Here is a 21,711-nt window from a genome sequence, read left to right on the forward strand (position 1 = left end):
GATACCCCGGCGGCTTGGCTGATGTTTCACTTGAGCGTCTTCATGTACGCGATGAGGGCGGCGATGTCGTCGTCCTTGAGGGTGGTCTTGAAGGTCGGCATGATCGGCTGGAACCCCTTGACCACCTTGGCATTGGGATCGACGATCGACTCCCGCAGGTACTCCTCGTCGGCCTCTACCTGTTTCCCGTCGGAAAGCGTCACCTTGCTGTCGTAGATCCCCTTCAGCGTGGGGCCGACCTTGGCGGTCCCGTCGATGCTGTGGCAGCCACCGCAGCCGCTGCTTTCGAAGAGCGCCTTTCCCTTGGCCACCGGGGAGGCCCCGGCCGTCTGTTGCTTCTGCTTTTCGCCCTGTTCCCAGGCGAGGTAATCGTTTTGCCCCATCACGGTGAGGGTGCCCCGCATGAGAGAGTGGCCGGTGCCGCAGTACTGGGAACAGTAGATGTCGAAGGTCCCGGTCCTCTTGGGGAGGAGCCACAGGTAGGTGTAGCGCCCGGGGAGGACGTCCTGCTTTTGGCGGTAGTCGGGGATGAACAGGCCGTGGATCACGTCGCGCGAGGTCATGATGAGCTTGACCGGCTTGCCGACCGCCAGGTGGAGCTCGTTTGCATAGGTGCGGCCGTCGGGGTACTTGAAACTCCACTGGAACTGGGAGGCGGTCACCTGGACCTCGGTGGAACCCGGGATCGGCGTCCGCATCTTGACGAAGATGATGACGCCGTAAGCGAAGATCCCCACCAGCAGAAGGGAAGGGATGACGATCCAGACCACCTCCAGCCACTGCTTGCCGGTGATGTAGGGCGTCTTGGCGGGCGGTTCCCCTTTCTTTCTCCGGTAGCGGACGGCGAAATAGATAAGGAGCCCCTGGGGCAGTACGAAGAAGAAGGCGGCGATGACCAGGATGAAGATGAAAACGGCGTCCACATCGTGGCTTGCCAGCGAGGCCTCCGTTCCTTGCAGGGCGGTTAGGTCCGGCATGATGTACCTCTCAGTGGCAGGTTCACGTCACTTTCTTCCTCGCCTCTCTCTTCCAGAGAAGCCCCAGCATCGTTACGGTCAGTATCAGCACCAAGGTCATGGCCACGGTCATCACCCGGGAAGCGATCAACACGTACCGTTTTCCCACCGGATCGTAGTGGAAGCAGTAGAGAAGGGCCTGGTTGATGAGCCTGCTCCCCCCGATCTTCCCTTTCGACGCCTCCACCAGGCCAAGCCTCAGGTCCTGGGGTGCCGGTTCGATTCCGTAGAGGTAGCGGGAAACGATCCCGTCGGCAGTGGCGATGACGATGACGTTGGGATGGGCGATCTCGCCGTCGGGAAGTTTCGTGTACCGCACCCCCATGCTGGAGGCCAGCTGCCCGATGGTCTCCCTGCTGCCGAAGAGAAAAGGCCAGGCGGTATCGAGGCCGCCCACCTTCCCGATGATCGCGTAGGCCTCCTGCGCCTTCCCGGCCGCCCGCGCCACCGTCTCCTCCGGGTCCAGGCTGACCGTCACCACCTTGAAGTCCCTCCCCACCGCCAGGTTCCCCGTCTTCCCGATGGCGTCGGCGAGGTTTCTGATGAGAGCGGGACAAAGGGTAGGGCAGGAGAAGTAGTTCAGGGTGACGATTACCGGCTGCCCGGTGAAATAGCTCCCCAGGGTGACCCTGCGCCCCCGTTGGTCGACGAGGGAGGATCCCAGCGGGAGCCGTCCCCCGAGTTTTTCGTCAACGCCCACCTGCGCCAGCACCAGGTCCGCCGGGTCGTGGGCCAGCGCCGGAATCGGCCTGGACGCGAGCGGGATGAGCACGGCCAGGGCCGTGGCCAGCGTCGCTATGACAGCAAAAGATAGTAGTCGCATGGGATTTGGGAGGCTGCTCTCCCGGCTCCGTTTGGGGATTTCGGTGCCCGCGGTGACGGTAGAGGGAGGGGAATCGAGAAAACTTAAAACATTCTAATTCCTGGCGCGGTAAAAGCAAGGAGGGGGAGGCGGCGATTGGCCGCGGATGCTCCGGCTATATAACGGAGCCCCGGTGATTTCGCTGCTGCAAAACACGTAGTTAGCGCGATGTTCCGGCGGGGTTGCGGGTAACGGAGAGGGGGGGGAGGGGAGGGGCGAAAAAAGCCTGTTCCGTAAACAGTAATGATTAGTGATGGTTACTAAACGGTGAGCCCCCCTCCCTGTCGGCGCGGCGCGAAAGTGCCCCGGTGGTAAGGTTTGGGCATGGTTTAGGCAGAGTGAAGAGACATGTAGCGAGTTAGCCTCCTCGTCTTATCCTGTTTGTGATGTATGGTTGTCGTGCAATGAGGGGCCCTGATGAAGCTGAAAGTGATGATTGTTGACGATGTGGCCGACATCAGGGTGATGCTCCGCTACATACTTGAGAAGGAGGACTATACCATAGTGGCGGAGGCCGCCAACGGTGTTGAAGCAGTCGAAAAATACCGCGAGCATCTTCCCGATATCACCATTATGGATATAGACATGCCGTACAAGACCGGTGTCGAAGCTGCCCAGGAGATCCGTGAGATGGCGAGCGATGCCAGGATCATCTTCTGCAGCGCAGGGAACTCCAAGTACGAGGAGATCCTCCGTGAGATCCCGGCCAAGACGATAATCAAGAAACCTTTTATGCCTGCGCAGCTTTATCAGGCAATGGCGATGTGATGAATTTCTTTGAATGCGGTGTCATGTAATCTGTTTATGTTATGGGTCCTGTGACTGCACTGATGTAACTTAATGTGATGTTGTGATTTTCTGTAATTGTTTTGCGATGTTGTTATGATGCAAGACCCGATTTTTTTGATCTGCGGAACTTGGATGAACATTTAATTTTATTGTATTGCCGCAGTATCAAGGGGAGCCTCTGGCTCCCCTTTTTTATGGCGAACGCTCCGCTTCTCCTCGACCGCAATCCCACGGCAGGGGGAGCGATGGTTCCTAAAATTGGTAGTCTTACGCTGCTTGCTGTGGTAGGGTATCAGACCGTGCGCCCCCGGCGGGGCTGAGTTGACCATGCAGGCCGGGAACCGCAGCACCAGAGAAGACTTCGGATAGGGACGATGACCACAGCTACCAAACTTCAAGACGTGAACCTTTACCTGGACCGGTTGTTCGGTTTCGCCTACTTAAAGCCGAGCGGCGCGTTGAAGGCCCGATTGACCGACGAAGCGCTCAGGGAGATGGGGGATGCCCCTTCCCCCGATGAGCTGGTCATCGAGGCCAGCATCGGCAAGCCCGAGAACGAAGGGGAGGCGACCCTGAGCTTCCGAGCCACCCACGACGGCGAGACCCGCGACCTCGCGATCGACCTCGCCCGGCTGACCGAGGCCGAACTGGACGAACTCGCCTCGCTGCTCGACTCGTTTCTCAACCAGCAAAAGAGCGACCAGCCGGTTGCCGCCGGGACCTCCGGACCGCTCGAGGTCCCTGAGGGGGACCACCACGACCACGCCGCCGCGGCTGCCCGTCTCAAGGTCTCCCCGGAATGGCTGAAAAGCGTAGTGCCCTGCAGTGATTACACGTACGAAGAGATCGAAGGTAAAAAGTACATCCGGGACTACTTCTGGTCCCGGGAGCTCATCGAAAGGCTGGTCAAGATCAAGTCGAACAAGACCACCCCGGAGGACCTGCAGTACGTCGCCAGCGAATGCTGCTACGGCGACACCGATTGGGCCAAGGAGCTGATCGCCCGGCTGAAGTCCCCCAACCGTCCAGAAGCGGCCCCCAAGGCGCAGAAGGTCGATGCCCGCTTCTCGAACGCGAAAGTGACCACCCCGAAGGCGGGGCGTCCCGGTCCGCAGAAAGGCGGGGCTCCTGCCGCGCCCCAGGGGGGCGGCCAGGCCAAGGGTGGGCAGAACCGCGCTGGCGCCGAGAAGGAAGGGCAGGACGCGAAGGCCGGGCAGCCGGCTGCCGGCGGGGCCAATGCCGAGAATCCGGGACAGAAGGAGCGGGGACGCCGTTCCCGGCACCGGAGGCGGTTTCGCCACGGCAAGGGAGAGGGAGCCAAGCAGGAATCCGGCGAGTCCAAACCGAAAGAATAAAAAAAAGGCCGTCCCCATCAGTGAGGACGGCCTTTTTGCGTCTGGGGGGCGAGCGTTATCTCCCCTGTTCCCGCAGGTAGGCGGCGAACGCCATGTCCGTCTTCCTGATGTGCTGAACGAGCCAGGCGGCCAGCGTCTTGTTGGTCATGATCACCAGCGACAGGGTCACCCCCTCGCTTTTGAACTCGTTGGTGAGTTTTGCCACGTCGGCAATGAAGCGGGTGTGCTCGGCACGGTGCGAGGTGTAGTCCGGGTAGGCGCTTCTCATCTGCAGCTTCTCCTCGGCTGCGAAGTGCTCCTTCACGTAATCCTCGAGGAAGATGAGGAGCTGAAGAACCTCCTCCTTCCCTTTTCCTTGGCCGCAGGCGGCAAACAGGCGGTCGAACCTCCTGAAAATCTCTTTGTGCTGGTCATCGATGTCATACACGCCGGTCGCCAGGTCGTCACTCCATGTCACGTCCATCCACGTTTCTCCTGTCTGATTTTGAGATGCGGTTGATACTACTCCTATTTTTCGGCAGATAAAAGGACAAAGTAGGTCTTCATCCCGTCCGTATCGTTTACGTTTCCCCTTCCAGGCAGCCGGTAGCGGCGATGGGCACCGGATGGGAGCGCCGGTGCTCCTCGAGGTAGGCCTTAGGCTTCATCATGCGCTGGGTGCGCCAGAGCACCCGGGCGATGTAGGGGATCTGGCCGGGGCGCACCTGGCGGACCCACTCAAGGAGGCTCTTGTCCCCGGAGGTGTTGAGGATGGAACGCCGCCAGGTCTCCGCGTAGAGCTCGAAGAAACGCTCCACCCCGAGGTACGGCTCCCAGAGCAGGTGGTGCATGTCGAAGTTCCCCCACGGCTGGTCCGGAATGACGGGGGCCTTTTGCCGGTAGAACTCCGTGCCGGGGAGGGGGGTGAGGATGGTGAAGCCGGCCCGCTGCAGCCCGTAGCGCTCGACGAAATCCCAGAGCTCCCTGAAATTCTCCTCGCACCAGTCGTGACCGATGACGAAGTTGCCGTTGATGCCGTATCGCAGCTCGCGGGCAATGCGGACCGCCTCGATGCTCTCCCCGATGCCGGAATCCTTGGCGATCCCGGAGAGCGCCTGGTCGCTCGCCCCCTCGAGTCCCAGGAAGATGTCGAAGTCCCTGGCGAGCGGGCGCCACGCCTCCATGAGGGGGGCGCTCTTGCAGATGAGGTCGGTCCTCGTCTGCACCAGGATCCAGCGTTTGAAGACCCCGCGCTTCCTCAGCGCCTCGGCCAGGGCGAGGCTTCGCTCCTCGTTGTACCAGAAGAGGTCGTCCGCCACGAAGACGGCGTCGCCGGCGGAGGCGAAATCCTCCACCACCGCGTCGAGGCTCCGCTCCCGGCAGCTGCGGCCATAGAGTTGCCAGACCGAGCAGAACGAACAGCGGTGGGGGCAGCCACGGGCGGTCTCCACCAGCCAGACCGGTTTGAACAACAGGCAGTGGTAGCCCTGCCGGTGGCGGGCAACCAGGTGGCGGGCCGGGAGCGGGACGGTGTCCAGTTCGGGGCGTTCGCCGCGGGCGTCCGAGGAGAACCATCCTTCCCTGCCGCGCAGTTTAAGTCCGCCGACCCGCTTGGGAGGCTCCCCCCTCTCAAGCGTCCTCGCCAGGAGGGGGACCAGTTTCTCCCCGTCCTCCAGGCTGATGGCGTCGATCTCGGGGATCTCGAGGGCCTCCGGGAAGGCGGCCGCCGCGTGTCCCCCCACCACGATGAAGGCCTCCGGTGCGGCCAGGCGAAGCTCGCGGGCGAGCCTTCTGACCTGGTCGTACTCGAGCGCGTGGAGGCACGAGATGCCGATCAGGCGTGGGCGGGTCCGGCGGACCCAGGTGGCGGCGCCGGGGCGAAAACGGAGGTCCGCCACGGTCACCTCGTGCCCCTCCGCCAGGAGAGCGGCGCCGATATATTCAAGTCCAAGGGGTTCAACCCGGAAAAAGGGGCCGAGTCCGAAGGAGTCATTTCCGGGATGCGGGCGGAGAAGCAGGACCTTCATGAGGCACCTCGCGTAAGCAGCAAGTACCGACGCCGACGGTGGAATGGGTGATCCGGATCCGCTACATGAGGTGAAACGTCTGCAGGATTGTCACAGCAGCGCCTCCCGGCTGGGTGAGCCCGGGAGGTTACTGGCAGTGACGAAAAGTTATACCCGACTCTAAGAGGATAGCAAGGAAGGGGGAGGTATGGCCCGGCTAAAGTTGGCTCATCACCAGGCGGAGATCCTGAACGAGGGCGGCTATGTCGTCCGTTTTGGTCTCCCATGAGCACATGAACCTGGCCCCGCCGGAGCCGATGAAGGTATAGAAGTGCCAGCCGGCGGCGCGGAGCCCCGCCAGGGCGGCGGGAGGGAGTTGCAGGAAGACCGAGTTGGCCTGGCTGGGGAACATGATGCTCACGCCGGGGATCTTGGCGACCTCGCTTTCCAGCAGGCGGGCGCAGCTGTTGGCCTGGGCCGCGTTCTTGAGCCAGGCGCCGCTTTCCAGCATCCCGATCCAGGGGGCGGTGAGAAAGCGCATCTTGGAGGCGAGCTGGCCGGCCTGTTTGCAGCGGTAGTCGAACTCGAAGGCGAGTTTCTTGTTGAAGAAGACCACCGCCTCGCCGACCGCGAAGCCGTTCTTGGTGCCGCCGAAGGTGAGGACGTCCACCCCGGCCTGCCAGCTGATCTCCTTGGGCTCCACGCCGAGGGCGGCCACCGCGTTGGCGAAGCGGGCGCCGTCCACGTGGAGGTGGAGGGAGTGTTTGCGGGCCATTTCGCCGACCGCCTGCATCTCGGCCACCGAGTAGACGGTGCCGAGCTCGGTCGCCTGGGTGATGCTGAGCGCGCGCGGTTTGGGATAGTGGATGTCGCTTCGTTTGAGGACCGTATGTTCGACCGCGTCGAGATCCACCTTGCCGTTGGTGCCGGGGACCAGGAGGACTTTGGTGCCGTTGGAGAAGAACTCGGAAGCGCCGCACTCGTCGGTTTCGATGTGGGCCATCTCGTGGCAGACGACCGAGTGGTAGGACTGGCAGAGGGAGGCTAAGGCGAGCGAGTTGGCCGCCGTGCCGTTGAAGACGAAGAAGACCTCGCAGTCGGTTTCGAAGAGGTCGCGGATCTTCTCGCAGGCCTTGGCGGTCCAGGCGTCGTCCCCGTAGGAGCAGGCGTAGCCGCGGTTGGCCTCCTCCATGGCGGCCCAGGCCTCCGGGCAGATGCCGGAGTAGTTGTCGCTGGCGAAGTTGTATTTAGTAGTGGGGCTCTTGCTGGTGGCGCTCATGACGATCCTTTCTGCAGGTGGGGTTACTGGAGTTTGATGTGGTCGAACTTACTCATCAAGGGCGGGCTATGTCAATGCTAAAAGTCAGAGAGGTCAGGCGCCGGGGCAGGTTGGGTTGCCAGCCTGACGTCGCCGTATATCATTGATGGGAAGGTAACGGGAGGGGCCATGAACAAGCAAGGCGACCTGATACTGCCCAACGGTGGCTACCGGCGGCTGCGGAGTTTTGCGGTGGCGTTGGCAACCTACGACGGCACGGTGATTTTTTGCAACCGTTTCATCGACCGCAAATCGCGGACCCACGACCAAATGGTGCAGGCCGCCCGCAGCGGGGTGCAGAACATAGCCGAGGGGTCGGTTGCCTCGGCCACCTCCAAAAAGACCGAGCTGAAGCTGACCAACGTGGCCCGCGCCAGTCTGGAAGAGCTGATACGCGACTACCATGACTACCTCCGGCAAAACGGCATGGTTGCCTGGGACAAAGACAGCCCCCGGATGCGCGAGCTGCGAGCCAGGCTTGCAGGGCACGCACCCCAGCCGGCCTGGTCGGCCTGGTCGGCCTGGTCGGACAGGTCGGACAGGTCGGACAGGTCGGACAGGTCGGACAGGTCGGACAGGTCGGACAGGTCGGACAGGTCGGACGTCCTTGACCCGCCGCTGCTGTCTGCCCTGGAGACGCTGAAGACCGCGCCCCCGCCCCTTTGCGCCAACCTCCTGCTGAGCCTCGCCAACCAGGCCAGCTACCTTCTCCGTCGCCAGTTGGAGCGTCTGGAGCGCGACTTCACCGACCAAGGCGGCTTCACCGAGCGCCTCTACCGTTACCGCACCGACCACCGCAACGCCGGTCGCGTCCATGAGCCGTCCGACCGGTCGGACCAGTCCGACCGGTCCGACCGGTCCGACTCCGACTGACCCTTTTTCTCCAATGAGAAAATTTCACTTCCAATGAATAAAACTGTTGACTTTGTTTTCCCGAATTGGTACAAAGTTGGAGTTCCACGGCAGTACAAAACAGGCGCGTAGCTCAGGGGTAGAGCACTAGCTCGACACGCTAGGGGTCGGCGGTTCGAAACCGCCCGCGCCTACCAATTAAACAGACCTTCTTACGAGGTTCGACAGAGGCATCGGGTTTCGATGCCTCTTTCTGTTTGTGCAAAAGGGGCCCACGATGAACGAGATTACCGTCAAGTTACCGGATGGTTCGGAAAGGATCCTTAAAGAAGGCGCCAGCATCTATGACCTGGCCGCCTCCATCGGTACCGGCCTCGCCAAGGCGGCCATCGCCGGCAAGATCGACGGCCACCTCGTCGACCTGAACGCCAAGCTCAAAGACGGCGTCACCGCCGAGATCGTCACCGAGAAGAGCCCGGAGGCGCTGGAGATCATCCGCCACTCCACCTCGCACCTCATGGCCCAGGCCGTGAAGGCGCTCTTTCCCCAGGCTAAAGTCACCATCGGTCCCGCCATCGAGACCGGTTTCTACTACGACTTCGACCTCGACCGCCCTTTCACTCCGGAAGACCTGGAGAAGATCGAGGCGAAGATGCGCGAGCTGGCCAAGGCCAACCTGAAGATCGAGCGCCAGGAACTCTCCAGCGTCGACGCCATCGCCCTCTTCAAGAAGATGGGCGAGGACTACAAGGTCGAGCTCATCGAGGACCTGGGCGCCGACTCGGTCTCCCTCTACAGCCAGGGGGATTTCACCGACCTCTGCCGCGGCCCGCATCTTCCGAGCACCTCCTACTGCAAGGCCTTCAAGCTCACCTCCATCGCCGGCGCCTACTGGCGCGGTGACGAGAAGCGCGCCATGCTGCAGCGCGTCTACGGCACCGCCTTCGGCGACAAGAAGGAGCTCGACGCCTACCTCGCCCGCATCGAGGAAGCCAAGAAGCGCGACCATAGAAAGCTTGGCCGCGAGCTCGACCTCTTCTCCTTCTCCGACGAAGTCGGCGCGGGCCTGGTCATCTGGCACCCGAAGGGGGGGATGCTTCGCACCATCCTCGAGGACTTCGAGAGAAAAGAGCACATAAAGCGCGGCTACGACATCGTGCTGGGGCCCCAGATCCTGAAGACCGAGCTCTGGCAGCGTTCCGGCCACTACGAGAACTACCGCGAGAACATGTACTTCACCACGGTGGACGAGCAGGGCTACGGCGTGAAGCCGATGAACTGCCTCTCCCACATGATGATCTACAAGTCGCAGTTGAGAAGCTACCGCGACCTGCCGCTTCGTTTCTTCGAGCTCGGCATGGTGCACCGCCACGAGCGCGCCGGCGTCCTCCACGGCCTCCTCAGGGTCCGCGGTTTCACCCAGGACGACGCCCATATCCTCTGCACCCCGGACCAGCTCGACGCGGAGATCAAGGGTGTCTTAGGCTTCGTAAAGGACGTCATGGGGATCTTCGGCTTCGACTACGAGATGGAGCTCTCCACCCGTCCCGAGAAGTCGATCGGCTCCGACGAGGCCTGGGAGATGGCCACCAGCGCGCTGCTCTCCGCCCTCAAGGACTCCGGTCGCCCCTTCGAGATCAACGAGGGTGACGGCGCCTTCTACGGCCCGAAGATCGACATCAAGCTCCGCGACGCGCTTGACAGGCGTTGGCAGTGTGCTACAATCCAGTGCGATTTTACCCTCCCCGAGCGTTTCGACCTTACTTACGTCGACGCGGACGGCGAAAGAAAGCGCCCTGTCATGGTGCACAGGGTCATTCTCGGCGCCATCGAGCGGTTCATCGGCGTCCTCATAGAACATTTCGCTGGGAACTTCCCGACCTGGCTTTCCCCGGTGCAGGCCATCGTGCTTACCGTCACCGACAACCAGATTCCCTATGCGCAGGCGGCTTTCGATACCCTGCGGGCGGCGGGTATTCGGGTGCAGAAAGATTTCAGGAACGAGAAGCTCGGGTTCAAGATCCGCGAGGCCCAGCTGCAGAAGATACCGTACATGTTGGTGGTGGGGGACAAAGAGGTCGAAAGCGGCCTCCTGGCTCCCCGCTACCGCGATGGCAAGAATCTCGAAGGGATGACTCCTGAGCAGTTCGTCTCCTTCATCGAATCGGAAGTTAAAGCCTTTAGATAGGAGGTGGCGTCATAGCTAAACCTACAGTTAACATCAATCAGTCCATCAGGGCCAAAGAGGTAAGGGTTGTTGGTGCCGAAAGCGAGCAGCTGGGAATTCTTCCGCTTCGCGAGGCCCTGGCTCTGGCAGAAAGCCAGCAGTTGGACCTGGTAGAGGTTTCGCCGACCGCCGTACCGCCGGTCTGCCGTATCATGGATTACGGCAAGTTCAAGTATCAGCAGAGCAAGAAGCAGCAGGAGGCCCGCAAGAAGCAGGTGCAGGTCGAGCTCAAGGAAGTGAAGCTCCGTCCCAAGACGGACACCCACGACCTCGAATTCAAGATCAAGCACGTGCGCCGCTTCCTGGAAGAGGGTAACAAGGCCAAGATCACCGTGGTGTTCCGCGGCCGCGAGATTACCCACCAGGAGCTCGGGATGGCTGTCCTCGAGAAGATATCCACCGACCTTGCGGATATCGCCAACGTGGAAGTCCGGCAGAAGATGGAAGGGCGCAGCATGTTCATGATCGTTGCCCCCAAAGTCAAAGCCACCAAATAAAGAAAAATCACCCAAAGGAGTAGTAAAACAATGCCTAAAATGAAGACCCATAGGGGCGCCGCCAAGCGTTTTAGCAAGACCGGCACAGGCAAAATCAAGAGAAGCCACGCCTTCACCAGCCACATCCTGACCACCAAGACCAGGAAGAACAAGCGTAACCTCCGCAAGGGTGCCATCGTGGCCGCTTCCGACCACAGGGCCATTTCCCAGCTGATTCCCTATAAATAAATCTGCTTGAGCGCAGGTGAGGGGCGAAGGGATCGATCCTCCAAGGGTCTCCTTTTGCCTTGCGCCGATTGCGCCAGCCGGTTATAGCAAAGTCCGAGAACCGTGAGGAAACGTCTCCCCTTGCGGATCCGGCAAATAAAAACCACAAGGAGTATGGTATGCCAAGAGTAAAGCGCGGTTTTAAAGCGAGACAGAGAAGAAACAAGGTGTTGAAGCTTGCCAAAGGTTACCGGGGCGCACGCTCCAAACTCTTCCGGTCCGCCACCGAGGCGGTGGATCGCGCCCTTAACTACGCGTTCAGGGACAGAAGGGTCAAGAAGCGGGACTTCAGGGCGCTCTGGATCACCAGGATCAACGCCGCCGCCAGGCTGAACGGCCTGTCCTACAGCAAACTGATCCATGGCCTGAAGCTTGCCAACGTCGAAATCGACCGGAAAGTGATGGCCGACCTGGCCGTCTCCGATCCGAAAGGTTTCACCGCCATCGCCGACGCCGCTAAAGCAAAGTTTTAACACATACCGCGGGCATAAAAGAGAAATGGAATAGCGATATTCCATTTCTTTTTTTTTCCTGAAAGGGTTTTAGCCATGAAGGAACAACTCGAAGCACTCTTAAACGATGCGCTGGCCGAATTCGCCCAGGCCTCCACCGAGGCCGAGCTTCAGGATCTGAGGGTCAAGTACCTCGGCAAGAAGGGGCTGGTGACCGCCTCCATGAAAGGGCTCGGTGCCCTCTCCGCCGAAGAGCGCCCGGCCATGGGGCAGGTGGTGAACACCGTCAAGGCCAAGCTGGAAGAGGTCCTGGAAACCCGGGGCGCCGAGGTCCGCGAGGCCTCCAAGGCCGCCAGGCTCGCCGCCGAAAGGGTCGACGTGACCCTGCCGGGGCGCCGCCGTCCGCTGGGCTCCAAGCACCCGATCACCCTGGTGACCGAGGAGATCTGCAATATCTTCGCAGCCCTGGGCTTTGCCGTCGCCGAAGGGCCCGAGGTCGAGCACGACTTTTACAATTTCGAGGCGCTGAACTTCCCGAAGGACCATCCCGCGCGCGACATGCAGGACACCTTCTTCGTGGGGGACAACGTCCTTTTGAGGACCCACACCTCGCCGGTCCAGATCCGCACCATGCTGAAGCAGCAGCCGCCGGTCCGCATCATCGCCCCGGGCACCGTCTACCGCTGCGACTCCGACGCCACCCATTCCCCGATGTTCCACCAGATCGAGGGGCTCATGGTGGACAAGGGGATCACCTTCGGCGACCTGAAAGGTATCCTCACCCTGTTCATCAACCAGCTCTTCGGCAAGGACATCGGCGTCCGTCTGCGTCCCTCCTTCTTCCCCTTCACCGAGCCGTCCGCCGAGGTGGATATCGCCTGCGTGATCTGCCGGGGCAAGGGGTGCCGGGTCTGCAAGGAGACCGGCTGGCTGGAGATCCTGGGCGCCGGCATGGTCGACCCCGCCGTCTACGGCCACGTGGGGTACGACGCCGAGCTCTACACCGGCTTCGCCTTCGGGATGGGGATCGAGCGTATCGCCATGCTCAAATACGGCATCGCCGACATGAGGCTTCTCTTCGAGAACGACCTGAGGTTCCTCAAGCAGTTCTAGAAGGACCGGCTCTCAACTGGACAAGGCAAAGGTTTGAAAGCAAACCTCCAACCGATACAAAGAGTGGAATAGATCATGATAGTTACCTATAACTGGCTCAAGGAATTCGTTGATTGCGATCTCGCGCCTGAAGAACTCTCCCACCTCCTCACCATGCTCGGCCTGGAAGTCGAGCGGATGGAGACCATCGGTGGCGGGATGGACGACGTGGTGGTGGCCCAGGTCCTCGAGAGGAACCAGCACCCCAACGCCGACAAGCTCTCCCTCTGCAAGGTGGACAGCGGCAAGGAGATCCTCTCCATCGTCTGCGGCGCCCAGAACTTCAAGGCGGGCGACAAGGTGGCCCTGGCCCAGATCGGCGCCACCTTGCCGGGCGACTTCAAGATCAAGCGCTCCAAGATCCGCGGCGAGGAGTCCTTCGGGATGCTCTGCTCCGAGCGGGAGCTGGCGCTTTCCGACGAGTCCTCCGGCATCATGATCCTCCCCGAAGATTTCAAGGTCGGCACGCCGCTCTTCGACGCCCTGGGGACCAAGGACACCGTCTTCGAGATCGGCCTGACCCCCAACCGCGCGGACTGCCTGAGCGTGGTCGGCGTGGCCCGCGAGATCGCCGCCAAGCTCGGCAAGAAGGTCCACTACCCGGGCCACGAGGTGGTAGAAAAGGGCGCCCCCATCGAGACGATCGCCTCGGTGACCATCAACGCCCCGGACCTCTGCCCGCGCTACACCGCGCGCCACATCACCGGCTGCAAGCTCGCCCCCTCGCCGGCCTGGATGGTCGAGAGGCTGAACGCCGCCGGCATCCGCTCCATCAACAACATCGTCGACGTCACCAACTACGTCCTTCTCGAGTACGGCCACCCGCTGCACGCCTTCGACTTCAGGCTCCTCGCGGGGGGCAAGATCGTGGTGGCCGCGGCAGGGGAGGGGGAGATCTTCACCACCCTGGACGGCCAGGAGAGAAAGCTGACCGGAAGCGACCTGACCATCCGCGACGGCGAGAAGGCCGTGGCCTTGGCCGGCATCATGGGGGGGGGCAACTCCGAGATCGGCGACGGCACCACCGACGTCCTTTTGGAGAGCGCCTACTTCAACCCCTCCGCAGTCAGGAAGACCTCCAAAAGGCTCGGGATCCACACCGAGTCCTCGCACCGCTTCGAGCGCGGCACGGACGTGGCCGGCCTCGTCCGGGCGCTCGACCGTGCCGCCCAGCTGATGGCCGAGCTCTCCGGCGGCGTGGTGGCCAAGGGGATGATCGACGCCTACCCGCAGCCGATCGAGCCGCGGGTGATCACCGCCCGTCTCGCCCGTATCAACCTGGTCTGCGGGCTGTCGCTTACCGCCCTCCAGGTGAAGGAGATCTTCGAGCGCCTCGAGTTCGACGTCCTCGAGGAGAAGGACGGCGTCTTCAAGGTCCGCGTGCCGCTTTTCCGCGTCGACCTGGAGCGCGAGATCGATCTCGTGGAAGAGGTGGTCCGCCTGAACGGCTTCGAGAAGGTGCAGGCGACGCTTCCCGTCGCCTCGGTATTCTCGGATCTCCCCTCCGACGAGCAGCGCCTCACCACCCGCATCAAGGACCTGCTGGTTTCCCAGGGGTTCTCCGAGGTGATCAACTACAGCTTCGTGGCGCCGGCTTCCTGCGAGAAGGTGCTGCTCCCCGAGGACGACTTCCGCGTCAAGGGGGTGAAGCTCCTGAACCCGCTCTCCGACGAGCTCTCCGTCATGCGGACCACGCTCTTGCCGGGGCTTCTCGACACCGCGGTGAAGAACATCAGCTTCCGTACCCTGAATCTCCGCATCTTCGAGATGCGCCGGGTCTACCTCCCCATCCCCGAGCAGGATCTCCTCGACGAGCCGCTCTACGTAGGTGCCCTTTTGACCGGCAACCGCGAGGCGGAAGGGTGGAACCAGGCCAAGGGCGAGATCGACTTCTTCGACGTGAAGGGGATCCTGGAGAACATCCTGGCCGACCTGAACGTCCCCGGGGTGAGCTACTCGACCGAAAACCTCGACCCGTACTTCCACCCGGGCAAGGCCTGCCAGGTTAGAATCGGCAGCCGCGTGCTCGGCTCCCTGGGCGAGCTGCACCCGACCGTCCAGGAGAATTACGGCATCACCACCCCCGTTTACTACCTGGAGCTGAACTTCCAGGCCCTGGTCAACGCCAGAAAGCCCAAAGGCGCCGCCCAGGTCCCCTCGCGCTTCCCCTCCACCTTCCGCGACATCGCCATGCTCCTGCCGCTGGAGATCGCCGCCGAGGAGGTGGTCAGGTGCGTGAAAGGGGTGAAGGCCCCCGAGTTGGAAGGGGTGGAGATCTTCGACCTCTACACCGGCGGCAACATCCCGCAGGGGCAGAAGAGCCTCGCCATCCGTGTCCGTTACGGCTCCAAGGAGCGTACTCTCACCGACGACGAGGTGACCCGTCTCCACCAGCGTGTGGTCGATGGTCTGCAGAAAAAATTAAATGTTTCCTTTAGATAAAAAGGGGTTGCGAAATTCAAAACCCTATGGTAAATAACTAAGCCGCTGTTGAGAACGGCACACCACTGAAATGTTGAAGCTGTTGAGGGGGTTATGACCAAAGCGGACATCGTTGAGAGAATTTATGAGAAGGTCGGGTTTTCCAAGAAAGAGTCTGCAGAACTGGTGGAGACTGTATTCGACCTGATCAAGTCCACTCTGGAAGATGGCGATAAGATCAAGATTGCCGGCTTTGGGAACTTCGTCGTGAAGGAGAAATCCGACCGCCGGGGCCGTAATCCCCAGACTGGCGAAGAGATCACCATCGTCGCCCGGAAGATCCTGACCTTCAAACCGAGCCAGGTACTCAAGAGCGCGATCAACAGCCAGAGCTGATGAATCCCAACATCCCGGATAAGCTTTACCTGAGGATCGGCGAAGTCTCCAGCATCACTGGACTTCCCGCCTCGGTACTGCGGTACTGGGAGTCGGAGTTTACCTCGCTGTCGCCCAAGAAGAGCTCCACCGGGCAACGGCTCTATACCAAGAAGGACATCGAGCAGGTCGAAGAAATCAAAAAGCTGCTGTACGCCGAGAAGTTGACCATCGAAGGTGCCAGGAAACGCCTTCAGATGAAGAAAAGACAGCAAAAGCCCGAACAGTCACCGGAGACGCTGGCTGCCATTCTTGAAGATGTGAGAGTGGAACTGAGGAACCTCAGGGATCTGCTGTAGTATTTAGTTAAAACGGTGCGTAGCGCAGCCTGGTAGCGCACTAGACTGGGGGTCTAGTGGTCGCTGGTTCGAATCCAGTCGCACCGACCATAAAACGAGCACTTACGGAAACGTAGGTGCTCTTTTTTTTGCCTGTGACCACCCCGTGCTTAGCCCGACGGGGACTGCCCACGCGTCCCTACCCCTTCAAGGGGAAGGACAGGATGAGGATTGGGGGGGGGCTTGTTGACATCGGTTCCTACGGGAGGTATACCTAGTCCATTAAACCGATGGAGTAAAGAATGATCTCCAAGAAGACGAAATACGGACTGAAGGCCCTCATCTACCTGGCGCGCCAGTACGACCGCGGTCCGATCCTGATCGCCGACCTCGCCCGCGACGAGAACATTCCGAAGAAGTTCCTCGAGGCGATCCTCCTGGCCCTCAAGAACAGCGGCATCCTCCAGAGCAAGAAAGGGAAGGGCGGGGGGTACTACCTCGGCAAGCACCCCAAGGAGGTCACCTTCGGGCAGGCCATCCGCGTCATGGAGGGGCCGCTGGCGCCGGTCCCCTGCGTGAGCGAAACCTCCTACGCGAAGTGCAGAGAGTGCGGCAACGAGTCCACCTGCGGCATCCGCCTGGTCATGAAGGATGTCCGGGACGCCATGGCCAAGATCCTCGACAACACCACCCTCGCCGACGCCCTCGAGCGGATCGACCGGGCCGAGGAGGCCCAGCAGGGTGTACTGAATTTCTGCATCTAGACCGGCATTTTGGGGCTCTTTAGGGTACCGGCCCCGAGGAGAACTTACTCAGGAGGGAAGCGATGAAGTACCCATTGATCGGTGCCCTGCTCGTCACCCTGCTCGTGGCCGCCCCCCTGGAGTCCTTCGCCGCCCAGGAGCTTCTCAACGTCTCCTACGATCCAACCCGGGAGTTGTACCAGGATTACAACAAGCTTTTCGCCAAGAGATGGAGGGAGCGGGTCAGCTTCAAGCAGTCCCACGGCGGCTCCGGCAAGCAGGCCCGGGCGGTGATCGACGGGCTGGAGGCCGACGTGGTGACCCTGGCGCTCGCCTACGACATCGACGAGATCCGGCAGCGGGGGAGGCTCATCGCCGACAACTGGCAAAGGCGCCTGCCCCACAACAGCTCCCCCTACACCTCCACCATCGTCTTCCTGGTCCGCAAGGGGAACCCCAAGGGGATCCGGGACTGGAACGACCTGGTCAAGCCGGGGGTGCAGGTGATCACCCCCAACCCGAAGACCTCCGGCGGGGCCCGCTGGAACTACCTCGCCGCCTGGGCCTACGCGCTCAAGCAGCGCGGCGGCAACGAGGCGAGCGCCAGAAGGTTCGTCGCCGCACTCTTCAAACACGTCCCGGTGCTCGATTCCGGGGCCCGCGGCGCCACCACCACCTTCGTCCAAAGGCGCCAGGGGGACGTGCTCCTCGCCTGGGAGAACGAGGCCTTCCTGGCCGTAAACGAGCTCGGCCGCGACAAGTTCGAGATCGTGGTCCCCTCGGTCAGCATCCTCGCCGAACCCCCGGTGGCGGTGGTCGACAAGGTGGTCGACAAGAAGGGGACCCGCAAGGTCGCCGAGGAGTACGTGAGGTACCTCTACTCCCCGGAGGCGCAGGAGCTGGCCGCCAGGCACTACTACCGCCCCCGCGACCGGAAGGTGGCCGCCCGCTACGCGAAACTCTTTCCCAAGCTGAGGCTGGTGACCATCGACGACACCTTCGGCGGCTGGCGCAAGGCGCAGAAGACCCACTTCGCCGACGGCGGCATCTTCGACCAGCTCTACACCGGCGGCAGATAACCTTCCCGGGCACGCCCCTCGAAAGTGGGGGCTTGAACAAGACCGCCGCCGGGTTCCACCTTCCGGCGGCGCCTTACGTTATAACCCGCGGGTTTTGCTGGATAATTTAAGAGTGCTGTGGTATCATTAGAAAATTGAGACCGCCGGTCGGCCTGCTCGCCGACCGTTGTCGCGAGGACGATCCCGATGGCCACCGAGCCGGTAAAACTGATTGCCTGTCACGACTGCGACCTCTTGCAGCGGGAGATCACCCTGAAGCCGGGTTGTACCGCGACCTGCAGGCGCTGCGGCGCCGTTCTTTACCGCCGCGCCACCGACAGTATCAACCGGACGCTCGCCTTTACCGTCGCCGCCTCCGTCTTCTTCCTGATTGCCAACATCTTCCCCATCTTCGCCATCCGGGCCCAGGGGGACGTCAGCGCCATCACCCTCTTCGAGTCGGTGCAGTCGCTTTGGAAGCAGGGGATGAAGCCGGTCTCCACCGTGGTGTTTCTGACCGCCATCGTGGCCCCCGCCGTCGAACTGGGCTCCATGAGCTATCTCCTCTTCCCGCTCAAACGCGGCCGGCTCCCGCGCGGCTACGTCTTTCTCATGCAGACCCTCCGCTACGTCCAGCCGTGGGGGATGATCGAGGTCCTCATGCTCGGCGTGCTGGTATCCATCGTGAAGCTCACCCAGAACTTCAAGGTGATCCCGGGGGTCGCCCTCTGGTCGTTCGGGGTCCTCACCCTCCTCTTGGCCGCGGTGGCCGCCTGCTTCAGTCCCCGCGACGTCTGGGAGCGCCTGGAGGCGGGTGAGCAGGCGAGGGTCCGGGGGGGGGGCGATGCGGGGAGGGAGCTCGAGCCCGGGGACAAGACGAGGCCCGCCCATGGCTGACGGCACGCCCAGAAGCGCCGCGGGGATGGGACTCTATTCCTGCCACGTCTGCAGCAAGGTCTCCCGGGCGCCCTCCTTCTCGCGCCCTGCCCATTGCCCCCGCTGCGGAACTCTGCTACATTTCCGCAAGCCGCGCAGCGTCGCCCGCTGCTGGGCGTACCTGCTGGCCGGCTACATCCTGTACATCCCGGCCAACGTGCTGACCATGATGGAAACCGGTTCCCTGGTCAGCTACCGCAAGGACACCATCATCAGCGGGGTGATCCACCTCTGGAATAACGGCAACAAGATGATCTCCCTGATCGTCTTCATCGCCAGCATCACGATCCCGCTTTTGAAGCTCATTTCGCTCACCCTGCTGCTTGTCACCGTCCAGCGCCGCTCGCTTTGGCGGCCCAGGCAACGCACCCGCCTGTACCGGATGATCGAGCTGATCGGCCGCTGGTCGATGCTGGACGTCTACGTGGTCACCCTGTTGGCCGCCCTGGTGCAGCTCGGCAACATGGCGGTGGTGAAAGCAGGCCCTGCCGCGGTAGCCTTCGGCGCCGTCGTCGTCCTGACCATGCTGGCGTCGATGGAGTTCGACCCGCGCCTGATCTGGGACCCCATTCAGAAAGAGGAAGTGCATGACTGACCAATCCGAACAGCCTACCATACCCGACATCCCCGAGGCGGTAAGCGAACCGAAGAGGCGCTTCTCGATCCAGCTCGTCTGGATCATTCCCATCCTGGCCGCCCTCATCGGCCTCTCCCTGGCGGCCAAGGCCTACCTCGAGCGCGGGGAGATGATCACCATCACCTTCAACACCGGGGAGGGGATGGAGGCCGGCAAAACGAAGATCAAGTACAAGGACGTCGAGATCGGCGAGGTCAAGGGGCTCGCGCTCTCCCAGGACCGCACCCGGGTCATCGTGACCGCCGAGATCTCCAAGAACGCCAAGGGGTTGCTGGTGAAGGACACCCGCTTCTGGGTGGTGCGGGCCAGGATCTCCGGCGGAAACGTAAGCGGCCTGGGGACCCTGCTCGGCGGCACCTATATCGGGGTGGACGCCGGCACCTCGCAGGAGTCGCGCGACGAGTTCACCGGGCTGGAGGCGCCTCCCCCCGTCTCGCTCAACATGCCGGGGCGCTACTTCGTGCTCCATGCCGCCGAGGTCGGCTCCCTCGATCCGGGTGCGCCCATCTTCTTCAGGAAGATCCAGGTGGGGCAGGTGACCTCCACCGAGCTCGACCGTGACGGCAACGGCGTCACCATCAAGATCTTCGTCCGCGCCCCCTACGACAGCTATGTCCGCACCAATACCATCTTCTGGCAGGCCAGCGGCGTCGACGTCACCGTCAACACCAGCGGCATCAAGGTCAACACCGAGTCGATGGCGGCCATGTTGCTGGGAGGCCTCGCCTTCCAGAGCCCCGACGGCACCACCTACCCGCAGGCGGCACCCAACGCAAGCTTCGTCCTCTATGGCAACCGTGACGAGGCGCTCAAGCACGGCGAGCCGACCCAGGCGTTCCAGCTCATGTTCCACGAGACCGTGCGGGGGCTTTCGGTCGGCGCACCGGTGGACCTGCGCGGGGTGACCGTCGGCGAGGTGACCAAGATTTCGGTCACCCTCGATCCCAAGCGGACGAGCTTCGCCATCCCGGTCGAGGTGGTCCTCTACCCGGAACGCCTCCGCGCCCTCAGCAAAGGGGGCAAGGACGTCGATTTCCACGCCCTGATGGATGACCTGGTCGCCCATGGCCTGCGTGCCGACATCAGGAACGGGAGCCTTTTGACCGGCCAGCTCTACATCGGGCTCGACTTCACCCAGAAGGCCAAGGCCGACCGGATCAACTGGAACGCGAAGATCCCCGCCTTCCCGACCGTACCCGGCTCCATGCAGGAGCTGCAGAGAAAGCTCATGCACATCGTCGAGAAGATCGAGGCGCTCCCGATGGAGGAGATCGCCGGCGATGCGCGCAAGACCCTGAAAAACCTGGACGAGACCGTGAAGAGCGCCGACAGGCTCCTCAACAGCGTCAACGGCACGATGCCCGAGGTGCGGGGCGTGCTGGGCGACGCCCGCCAGTCGCTGGACGAGCTTCGCAAGACGCTCGGCGAGGCACGCAAAAGCCTCGATGGCGCCAACCGTACCCTGGCGCCCGACGCGCCGCTGCAGCTCGACCTGCGCGACACGCTCAGGGAAGTCTCGCGGGCGGCGCAGTCCCTGCGGGTCCTCGGCGAGTACCTCGAGCAGCATCCCGAATCGATCATCCGGGGAAAGAAGGAGGACGTTAAATGAGAGGCTCCATCCACCACCTGCTCTCCATCCTGGTCCTGGCCGCCGGACTGGCCGGCTGTGTCAGATCTCCCCAGGTGAGCTTCTATACCCTGGATACCTTCGCCACGGCCGCGGCGGCTCCCCGGACCTCCGGCGGTCGGAGCGTCGCCATCGGCCCCATCACCCTTCCCGAGCTGGTGGACCGTCCGCAGCTGGTCGTCAGGACCGGGGAGAACCGCGTGGAGATCCTGGAGACCGACCGGTGGGCGGAGCCCCTCAAGAGCGAGATGCCCGGATTTCTGGCGGGGCAGGTCGCCCGCGAGCTCGGCTCCGAACACGTCTTCTCCTACCGTCACGTTGCGGGAGCCTCCGCGGAGTATCGCGTGGCGATCGACGTGGTCCGGATGGACGCGGTGGCGGGGGATGCGGTGACGCTCGAGGCCAACTGGTCGGTGCGGCACACCGGCCCCGCCGGGAAGACTCGCCACTCCCTCATCCGCGATAAGGTGCAGGGGCCAGGCTACGATGCCGTCGTCGCCGCCTACAGCCGTGCGCTCGCCTCCCTCGGCCGCGAAATAGCGGCCGCCCTGCGGGAAGAAGGGGCCCTGCAGCCCCCCCAGTAAACCCCATCGTCTATTTCCCCTCTCCCCGTTTTCATCTCCCCTCGCCCCCGTTGGGGGAGAGGGGCGGGGGTGAGGGCAGGGGTGAGAGTCAGAACCTCCCTCACCCGCCCTTTGGCCACCCTCTCCCTTGAAGGGGCGAGGGAATATATTTCGTAAGAGGCCTACGGCCTTTGCCCTTCGCGCACGCCCCCCTGTTGCACCTGCACCGCCCCCCGGTTGC

The 21,711-nt window shown here is 62.4% G+C and carries 22 protein-coding genes and 2 tRNA genes; 19 read left to right on the forward strand and 5 right to left on the reverse strand.

Annotation, left to right across the window (positions count from 1 at the left end; genetic code table 11):
• Positions 1-26: 26 nt before the first annotated feature.
• Both coxB and ACYVL5_RS04860 read right to left on the reverse strand, forming a co-directional pair.
• On the reverse strand, positions 27-977 hold the full coding sequence (gene coxB, locus ACYVL5_RS04855) for a cytochrome c oxidase subunit II (RefSeq protein WP_460594429.1): 951 nt from the start codon (positions 975-977) through the stop codon (positions 27-29).
• Positions 978-999: 22 nt separating this feature from the next.
• The gene (locus ACYVL5_RS04860; RefSeq protein ID WP_460594430.1) at positions 1,000-1,839 is read right to left on the reverse strand and encodes an SCO family protein; all 840 of its coding nucleotides are present in this window, start codon (positions 1,837-1,839) and stop codon (positions 1,000-1,002) included.
• 456 nt (positions 1,840-2,295) lie between these two features.
• Between ACYVL5_RS04860 and ACYVL5_RS04865 the strand changes: the two genes are divergently transcribed.
• Together ACYVL5_RS04865 and ACYVL5_RS04870 are read left to right on the forward strand one after the other, a co-directional pair.
• Positions 2,296-2,646 (forward strand): response regulator, encoded by a 351-nt coding sequence (locus tag ACYVL5_RS04865; protein WP_460594431.1) that lies wholly within the window; start codon positions 2,296-2,298, stop codon positions 2,644-2,646.
• Between the two features lie 395 nt (positions 2,647-3,041).
• On the forward strand, positions 3,042-4,022 hold the full coding sequence (locus ACYVL5_RS04870) for a hypothetical protein (protein WP_460594432.1): 981 nt from the start codon (positions 3,042-3,044) through the stop codon (positions 4,020-4,022).
• 55 nt (positions 4,023-4,077) lie between these two features.
• Here ACYVL5_RS04870 and ACYVL5_RS04875 read toward each other — a convergent pair whose 3' ends face one another.
• The 3 genes from ACYVL5_RS04875 to ACYVL5_RS04885 form a co-directional block, all read right to left on the reverse strand.
• Positions 4,078-4,485, reverse strand: a complete 408-nt coding sequence (locus ACYVL5_RS04875; protein WP_460594433.1) for a bacteriohemerythrin — start codon at positions 4,483-4,485, stop codon at positions 4,078-4,080.
• Between the two features lie 97 nt (positions 4,486-4,582).
• Positions 4,583-6,028, reverse strand: coding sequence for a B12-binding domain-containing radical SAM protein (locus ACYVL5_RS04880; RefSeq protein WP_460594434.1), 1,446 nt, complete (start codon positions 6,026-6,028; stop codon positions 4,583-4,585).
• 196 nt (positions 6,029-6,224) lie between these two features.
• Positions 6,225-7,286 (reverse strand): threonine aldolase family protein, encoded by a 1,062-nt coding sequence (locus ACYVL5_RS04885; RefSeq protein ID WP_460594435.1) that lies wholly within the window; start codon positions 7,284-7,286, stop codon positions 6,225-6,227.
• A gap of 168 nt (positions 7,287-7,454) precedes the next feature.
• Here ACYVL5_RS04885 and ACYVL5_RS04890 point away from each other — a divergent pair, with 168 nt between their 5' ends.
• The 17 genes from ACYVL5_RS04890 to ACYVL5_RS04970 all read left to right on the forward strand — a co-directional run bounded on the left by ACYVL5_RS04890 (position 7,455) and on the right by ACYVL5_RS04970 (position 21,491).
• Complete coding sequence (locus tag ACYVL5_RS04890; RefSeq protein ID WP_460594436.1) at positions 7,455-8,198, forward strand: four helix bundle suffix domain-containing protein; 744 nt, start codon at positions 7,455-7,457, stop codon at positions 8,196-8,198.
• Between the two features lie 101 nt (positions 8,199-8,299).
• Positions 8,300-8,374, forward strand: a tRNA-Val gene (locus ACYVL5_RS04895).
• A gap of 80 nt (positions 8,375-8,454) precedes the next feature.
• On the forward strand, positions 8,455-10,365 hold the full coding sequence (gene thrS, locus ACYVL5_RS04900) for a threonine--tRNA ligase (RefSeq protein ID WP_460594437.1): 1,911 nt from the start codon (positions 8,455-8,457) through the stop codon (positions 10,363-10,365).
• A gap of 11 nt (positions 10,366-10,376) precedes the next feature.
• The gene (gene infC, locus ACYVL5_RS04905; RefSeq protein ID WP_250679875.1) at positions 10,377-10,901 is read left to right on the forward strand and encodes a translation initiation factor IF-3; all 525 of its coding nucleotides are present in this window, start codon (positions 10,377-10,379) and stop codon (positions 10,899-10,901) included.
• A gap of 30 nt (positions 10,902-10,931) precedes the next feature.
• On the forward strand, positions 10,932-11,129 hold the full coding sequence (rpmI, locus tag ACYVL5_RS04910) for a 50S ribosomal protein L35 (RefSeq protein WP_250679701.1): 198 nt from the start codon (positions 10,932-10,934) through the stop codon (positions 11,127-11,129).
• Positions 11,130-11,287: 158 nt separating this feature from the next.
• Positions 11,288-11,641 (forward strand): 50S ribosomal protein L20, encoded by a 354-nt coding sequence (rplT, locus tag ACYVL5_RS04915; RefSeq protein ID WP_250679702.1) that lies wholly within the window; start codon positions 11,288-11,290, stop codon positions 11,639-11,641.
• Between the two features lie 75 nt (positions 11,642-11,716).
• Positions 11,717-12,733: a phenylalanine--tRNA ligase subunit alpha gene (gene pheS, locus ACYVL5_RS04920; RefSeq protein ID WP_460594438.1), complete on the forward strand. Its 1,017-nt coding sequence runs from the start codon at positions 11,717-11,719 to the stop codon at positions 12,731-12,733.
• Positions 12,734-12,808: 75 nt separating this feature from the next.
• A complete protein-coding gene (gene pheT, locus ACYVL5_RS04925; RefSeq protein ID WP_460594439.1) occupies positions 12,809-15,214 on the forward strand; it encodes a phenylalanine--tRNA ligase subunit beta in 2,406 nt (801 codons plus the stop codon).
• Between the two features lie 93 nt (positions 15,215-15,307).
• Positions 15,308-15,589 (forward strand): integration host factor subunit alpha, encoded by a 282-nt coding sequence (locus tag ACYVL5_RS04930; protein WP_250679705.1) that lies wholly within the window; start codon positions 15,308-15,310, stop codon positions 15,587-15,589.
• Positions 15,589-15,927, forward strand: a complete 339-nt coding sequence (locus ACYVL5_RS04935; RefSeq protein WP_460594440.1) for a MerR family transcriptional regulator — start codon at positions 15,589-15,591, stop codon at positions 15,925-15,927. Before ACYVL5_RS04930 ends, ACYVL5_RS04935 begins: the two co-directional genes overlap by 1 nt.
• Before the next feature lie 13 nt (positions 15,928-15,940).
• A tRNA-Pro gene (locus ACYVL5_RS04940) sits at positions 15,941-16,017 on the forward strand.
• Positions 16,018-16,208: 191 nt separating this feature from the next.
• Positions 16,209-16,670: an RrF2 family transcriptional regulator gene (locus ACYVL5_RS04945; protein ID WP_460594441.1), complete on the forward strand. Its 462-nt coding sequence runs from the start codon at positions 16,209-16,211 to the stop codon at positions 16,668-16,670.
• A 62-nt stretch (positions 16,671-16,732) separates the two neighbouring features.
• Complete coding sequence (locus tag ACYVL5_RS04950; RefSeq protein WP_460594442.1) at positions 16,733-17,728, forward strand: sulfate ABC transporter substrate-binding protein; 996 nt, start codon at positions 16,733-16,735, stop codon at positions 17,726-17,728.
• Positions 17,729-17,914: 186 nt separating this feature from the next.
• Positions 17,915-18,604: a paraquat-inducible protein A gene (locus ACYVL5_RS04955; protein ID WP_460594443.1), complete on the forward strand. Its 690-nt coding sequence runs from the start codon at positions 17,915-17,917 to the stop codon at positions 18,602-18,604.
• Positions 18,597-19,238 carry a paraquat-inducible protein A gene (locus ACYVL5_RS04960; protein ID WP_460594444.1) on the forward strand — a complete coding sequence of 214 codons (642 nt, stop codon included), beginning with the start codon at positions 18,597-18,599 and terminating at the stop codon, positions 19,236-19,238. The genes ACYVL5_RS04955 and ACYVL5_RS04960 overlap by 8 nt, the downstream gene beginning before the upstream one ends.
• On the forward strand, positions 19,231-20,889 hold the full coding sequence (locus ACYVL5_RS04965; RefSeq protein ID WP_460594445.1) for a PqiB family protein: 1,659 nt from the start codon (positions 19,231-19,233) through the stop codon (positions 20,887-20,889). The genes ACYVL5_RS04960 and ACYVL5_RS04965 overlap by 8 nt, the downstream gene beginning before the upstream one ends.
• Positions 20,886-21,491, forward strand: coding sequence for a PqiC family protein (locus ACYVL5_RS04970; RefSeq protein WP_460594446.1), 606 nt, complete (start codon positions 20,886-20,888; stop codon positions 21,489-21,491). The genes ACYVL5_RS04965 and ACYVL5_RS04970 overlap by 4 nt, the downstream gene beginning before the upstream one ends.
• Positions 21,492-21,711 lie beyond the last annotated feature (220 nt).

Source organism: Geomonas sp. Red276 (genome assembly GCF_054784495.1).

Coding starts and splice junctions, on each gene's coding strand:
- thrS (WP_460594437.1), top strand. CDS start 8,455: ATGAACGAGATTACCGTCAAGTTACCGGATGGTTCGGAAAGGATCCTT.
- ACYVL5_RS04930 (WP_250679705.1), top strand. CDS start 15,308: ATGACCAAAGCGGACATCGTTGAGAGAATTTATGAGAAGGTCGGGTTT.
- ACYVL5_RS04885 (WP_460594435.1), bottom strand. CDS start 7,286: ATGAGCGCCACCAGCAAGAGCCCCACTACTAAATACAACTTCGCCAGC.
- ACYVL5_RS04945 (WP_460594441.1), top strand. CDS start 16,209: ATGATCTCCAAGAAGACGAAATACGGACTGAAGGCCCTCATCTACCTG.
- ACYVL5_RS04870 (WP_460594432.1), top strand. CDS start 3,042: ATGACCACAGCTACCAAACTTCAAGACGTGAACCTTTACCTGGACCGG.
- ACYVL5_RS04970 (WP_460594446.1), top strand. CDS start 20,886: ATGAGAGGCTCCATCCACCACCTGCTCTCCATCCTGGTCCTGGCCGCC.
- ACYVL5_RS04955 (WP_460594443.1), top strand. CDS start 17,915: ATGGCCACCGAGCCGGTAAAACTGATTGCCTGTCACGACTGCGACCTC.
- ACYVL5_RS04890 (WP_460594436.1), top strand. CDS start 7,455: ATGAACAAGCAAGGCGACCTGATACTGCCCAACGGTGGCTACCGGCGG.
- pheS (WP_460594438.1), top strand. CDS start 11,717: ATGAAGGAACAACTCGAAGCACTCTTAAACGATGCGCTGGCCGAATTC.
- ACYVL5_RS04865 (WP_460594431.1), top strand. CDS start 2,296: ATGAAGCTGAAAGTGATGATTGTTGACGATGTGGCCGACATCAGGGTG.
- ACYVL5_RS04960 (WP_460594444.1), top strand. CDS start 18,597: ATGGCTGACGGCACGCCCAGAAGCGCCGCGGGGATGGGACTCTATTCC.
- rpmI (WP_250679701.1), top strand. CDS start 10,932: ATGCCTAAAATGAAGACCCATAGGGGCGCCGCCAAGCGTTTTAGCAAG.
- rplT (WP_250679702.1), top strand. CDS start 11,288: ATGCCAAGAGTAAAGCGCGGTTTTAAAGCGAGACAGAGAAGAAACAAG.
- ACYVL5_RS04950 (WP_460594442.1), top strand. CDS start 16,733: ATGAAGTACCCATTGATCGGTGCCCTGCTCGTCACCCTGCTCGTGGCC.
- ACYVL5_RS04965 (WP_460594445.1), top strand. CDS start 19,231: ATGACTGACCAATCCGAACAGCCTACCATACCCGACATCCCCGAGGCG.
- pheT (WP_460594439.1), top strand. CDS start 12,809: ATGATAGTTACCTATAACTGGCTCAAGGAATTCGTTGATTGCGATCTC.
- ACYVL5_RS04875 (WP_460594433.1), bottom strand. CDS start 4,485: ATGGACGTGACATGGAGTGACGACCTGGCGACCGGCGTGTATGACATC.
- ACYVL5_RS04935 (WP_460594440.1), top strand. CDS start 15,589: ATGAATCCCAACATCCCGGATAAGCTTTACCTGAGGATCGGCGAAGTC.
- ACYVL5_RS04880 (WP_460594434.1), bottom strand. CDS start 6,028: ATGAAGGTCCTGCTTCTCCGCCCGCATCCCGGAAATGACTCCTTCGGA.
- ACYVL5_RS04860 (WP_460594430.1), bottom strand. CDS start 1,839: ATGCGACTACTATCTTTTGCTGTCATAGCGACGCTGGCCACGGCCCTG.
- coxB (WP_460594429.1), bottom strand. CDS start 977: ATGCCGGACCTAACCGCCCTGCAAGGAACGGAGGCCTCGCTGGCAAGC.